The following is a 3,772-nucleotide window of genomic DNA, read 5'->3' as shown; positions in this document are numbered from 1 at the left end:
GGGAAGGAAAGCGGACCGTCCGCTATTGGGAAGTCCAACGGCGTTAGCGGACATCCTGACGCAGCTGCCCTTTCCCAAAAAGGATGGTGGATCGGGAAAGCCGGATCAGAGCGTGCGAGACAGCGGCAGAATGTAATCGCGGGTCAAGGGCGCCAAAGGCATTCCGGCTGCCGTAACGTGATCGACCCAGACAGCTTCTTCGATCTCCGATCGCGTGGCAGGGGTGTACCGCATCCGAACATGAAAGATTTCGGCTTCGACGGTATGATCGGGTTCGTTCGCAGCCGGCGAGGAGTAGCAGCCAAGATGGCGTGCATCGCCGTCAACCAGCGTCAGCCCAATCTCCTCGTCCAGCTCGCGGCGAAGCGCGCTGACGGGGGTTTCGCCGTCCTCGATCTTTCCGCCTGCCTGCATGAACCACTCTGTTCCTGCCTTGCGAACGAGCAGCAAACGGCCCGCACCATCGTCGATCAGCGCGGCTGCGATCCAGATCGTGCGAGAGGACTTGTTGCTCATGCCGCCATGCTAGCAGCCGTGATCTATCGCTCAACCAGCTTCCTGGTAGGATCGACTTTCGGGAATCGCTGGCGACGGACCTCGTATGCTGTCGAGGTGGTAAGCTGCTGCCGGTCCCATGAACACCAAGTTAGGCTACATGAGCCTGCTTCTCGAAAGCTATGGGGTGCGCGAAGCATCCCCTAGGTACAATGGCGGCAATGATTGAACATCGAATCCGAAATTCATTTTGAGTAGATTGTCTATATAAGCCTTGCGGACCGCACCCAGGCTGACAGGACTCTTACCCCCGAGATAGTCAGAGTCTTCTTTGCCGCGACGCACTGCGATCTCACGGAGGTACTGAAATTCGTCTTCAGAATCTAATCCGGTGGTTGGTGTAAATCCAATCTCGTCATGAAGACCACGTCCGTGGTAGCGCTCCATGTCCAGCATCACGTAAATATAGGTTGGTGGATCTTCCACTTCGTCAATTACGCGTGCAGCCCAATCGGCAATTTCGCTCCTATCGACTGTGTCATTTATCAAAGCGGCGACTGCGAAGCCGAGGTCGATTGAGTCGTTAAATATCACGCGCACGCTACTGATCCTCTGAGATATGCAAAAATCTTGATTATTGCATCATGAGCACACCGACTGTCTCGCAAACGATCAGGATATGGGAAAGCCAGCGCGGCGATCGACGTTTGCACGATCTGGCTGGCTCGAACGGGCTAGGTTCGTGCCCAGCCGCCATACGAGGCAGCGCCGGTCGTCATATCAATCACGAAAGTGTCACCGCCGATCCGGCTCGCATAAAACCTCCCGTCGATATTACTAATGCCGGAGAAGCTTTCGGTCGCGGGGCGGGCCGTATCGAAATTTCGGTGCATGTCGTCCGTGGTGCCCGGTTCAGGCGCGATCTGCCACACCAGTCGGTTACCGTCGTCGAACAGGAACACCTCCCGCCCCAGATCTCTTGGTGAAGGACATCCCTCGACGGATGCGCATCGAAAAGGATCAGACGCCCGATGCCCGGCACCGGTAGGATCATGCCGATGGGGTAAGATCGCAAAGATTTGTCGGATAGCCCCGTGGCGTTTACTAAGCGGTCGGGGGATAGCCCTGCCCCCTGGGCGTTTACGAGGTCGATCATCGCTCTCATATCCTGCCCCGCCTTCTCTTACGCAACCAAGCGCTACCGGCCATTGCTATTTTCGATGGGGAGGAAGTTCTCGCGACCGATCGAACTTCGGGAATGTCTGGGTTGGGAAGGAAAGCCGACTGGCGGTCTTGCGGGGCAGCCAGCGAAAGCGGACGTTTGTTCATCAAGTCGGTAGGTCGCTCTGCGCCTCAATATCGGGTGTAATCGAAACCGCGCGCAACCAGCCGGCGCCAGCGACGCTGGCGGTGCGCGTAGAAGAAGCGCGCAAATGCCCAGACGAACGGGGTGAGCAGACCAGCCTGCACCTCTATGTCGTCTCGATAGCGGCAACGCGCGGGGGCGAGCGGTTCGATCGTGATCAGATGGTCCCAGCGCCTGGCGAGGGTGCCTCGGCCGTTATCGCGGATCTGGTAGCAGTCTGGCCCCTGCGACGCCTTCGTGGTGACGATCCACTGCGTGCCGAGCGGCAGCCACCCGAACAGGCGCACACCGACATGATAGCGCCCAGCGACCCACTCCGCCGGCAAAGCCTGCGGGTCGATCGGTGTGAAGACCAGCAGCGGCGCGGCGACATGCTCCAGAAGCCGCGCAGTCTGCACCTCTATCCAGGCGCGCTCGGCTGGCGTGTCGAGCAGAGTTGTCAGTGTTACGCGCATCACGATCCTCTTCGATTGCGGGAATCAAGCAACATCGACTTCGTGATAGCCGGCCGGCCATCGGGGAAAATCCTTCACGTCCACGCCGCTTTAAAACGATCCGGTTATCGGGAGCATCAGGTTCGCAAGCAGCTCTTGGAAAGGCAAACGGCGTTGGCGGACATCGGCTGTCCCTGCGGCCTTTCTCAAAAAGGATGACGAAATGGGAAACGCTCTACCTCGCTCAATGCTACAGAGTGATTGGCTGGTAAGCTGCTAATCGAGCGATGAGCCGGTCAAGATCGAGCACCCCATTCGAATCAACAAATTCGTCGGAGTGGAATATGTAGTTCGACCATTCCGGATCGGGTGACAAATCGTTGATGCGGGCAAACAACACCTCCTCTTGGGTGTCGGTGAGGTTTGTTTGACTTACCCGTGATACCAAAGTTCGGAGTTCGTTCATTTCCTCACGCTGCATGAAGCCCGCCCCTAATTGCGTATCGCGACCATAGCATATTTCCGTTTTTGAAAAACGAGCAACACACGGGTAGGCCGCAGTTATCGAAACGGATCGAGAACTGGGAATTGGCATTTGGCCACGAAAAGGGAAGCAAGCCGCTCCCCTCCGTCATCAACCGTCCCGGCACATGGCGACATGGGGGAGCCGAATGCCCTTCTTCATATCGAAACCGCGTCCTGCCTCGACAAAGGAGAAGCGGCTATAGAACGTGACAGCGCTGAGAGTCGCCTTGACGAACGCAATATGATTTTCCTGATCGCAAGATGTGAATAGTGCCGATCCGATACCTGCCTGCTGATACACAGGGCTCACGAAAAGGGAGCGGAGTTCCTCACCCTGCCAGTTAGCGAAACCAACGATTTCGCCAGCCCGCTCGGCAACCCTGAACGTCTCGCCAGAGTTCGCGAAGCGCCAATACCCTTCTGGCGAGCGCCCGTACATCCACGCTTCAAGCTCGGCGGTCGAGTAGTGATTCTTCAGAGAAATCGTCAGGCAATCGGTATGAATCCGATGCACTTGGATAGTGTCAGCCTCGCGCATCTCGCGAATCAAGATTGATGGGAGAGGATCGTTTTCGCTCACTGTTGCCTCCTTCATTGGTACGAAGGGCGTGAGCGTCAATTTATGCCCCGCCCTGCAGGCGGGGTGTTCAAACAACGAACGGCGTCTACCGTGCGCGACAAACCACACCCGCCGAAGCGAGCGGTTTGCGGAAAGGGAGCGAGGTCGATGCCATGCCGCGATCGTAACAGTTGTATGGCGTGACACAAGCGACACTGTTCCCGATCGGGAACTCGCAGCGGGACAGTCCCCCGAGCGATCGCACAGAGAGCCGTCCGGGCCCTCCCTTTCCCGAAATGGGCCGTTGGAGCCGGGGAAACTGGAAAGATCGCGCTTAACGAATGGCCGTTGTCGGGAGCCCGGATCGCCATCCCCAACGTCCGATTGTGGGCG

The 3,772-nt window shown here is 57.6% G+C and carries 6 protein-coding genes; all 6 read right to left on the bottom strand.

Annotated elements, in window-relative coordinates:
• Nucleotides 1-105: 105 nt before the first annotated feature.
• Nucleotides 106-516: an NUDIX domain-containing protein gene (locus tag C8J40_RS20065; protein ID WP_132898539.1), complete on the bottom strand. Its 411-nt coding sequence runs from the start codon at nt 514-516 to the stop codon at nt 106-108.
• A 159-nt stretch (nt 517-675) separates the two neighbouring features.
• Entirely contained in the window at nt 676-1,095 is a 420-nt protein-coding gene (locus C8J40_RS20060; protein WP_132898538.1) for a hypothetical protein, read from the bottom strand.
• A 134-nt stretch (nt 1,096-1,229) separates the two neighbouring features.
• Nucleotides 1,230-1,457, bottom strand: a complete 228-nt coding sequence (locus C8J40_RS20055) for a hypothetical protein (protein ID WP_132898537.1) — start codon at nt 1,455-1,457, stop codon at nt 1,230-1,232.
• 391 nt (nt 1,458-1,848) lie between these two features.
• Complete coding sequence (locus C8J40_RS20050) at nt 1,849-2,316, bottom strand: hypothetical protein (RefSeq protein WP_132898536.1); 468 nt, start codon at nt 2,314-2,316, stop codon at nt 1,849-1,851.
• Between the two features lie 229 nt (nt 2,317-2,545).
• Nucleotides 2,546-2,776: a hypothetical protein gene (locus C8J40_RS20045; RefSeq protein ID WP_132898535.1), complete on the bottom strand. Its 231-nt coding sequence runs from the start codon at nt 2,774-2,776 to the stop codon at nt 2,546-2,548.
• 153 nt (nt 2,777-2,929) lie between these two features.
• The gene (locus C8J40_RS20040; protein ID WP_165911561.1) at nt 2,930-3,400 is read right to left on the bottom strand and encodes a GNAT family N-acetyltransferase; all 471 of its coding nucleotides are present in this window, start codon (nt 3,398-3,400) and stop codon (nt 2,930-2,932) included.
• Between the last annotated feature and the right edge of the window lie 372 nt (nt 3,401-3,772).

This window comes from Sphingomonas sp. PP-CC-3A-396 (assembly GCF_004343105.1).
In the GTDB taxonomy this organism is placed as follows: domain Bacteria; phylum Pseudomonadota; class Alphaproteobacteria; order Sphingomonadales; family Sphingomonadaceae; genus Sphingomonas.
Note: the sequence above shows the minus strand (reverse complement) of the source record. Positions and strands in the feature narration are given on the sequence as shown.

Excerpts from the sequence above, each read along its gene's own strand:
- C8J40_RS20065 (WP_132898539.1), bottom strand. The coding sequence starts at position 516 with ATGAGCAACAAGTCCTCTCGCACGATCTGGATCGCAGCCGCGCTGATC.
- C8J40_RS20050 (WP_132898536.1), bottom strand. The coding sequence starts at position 2,316 with ATGCGCGTAACACTGACAACTCTGCTCGACACGCCAGCCGAGCGCGCC.
- C8J40_RS20045 (WP_132898535.1), bottom strand. The coding sequence starts at position 2,776 with ATGCAGCGTGAGGAAATGAACGAACTCCGAACTTTGGTATCACGGGTA.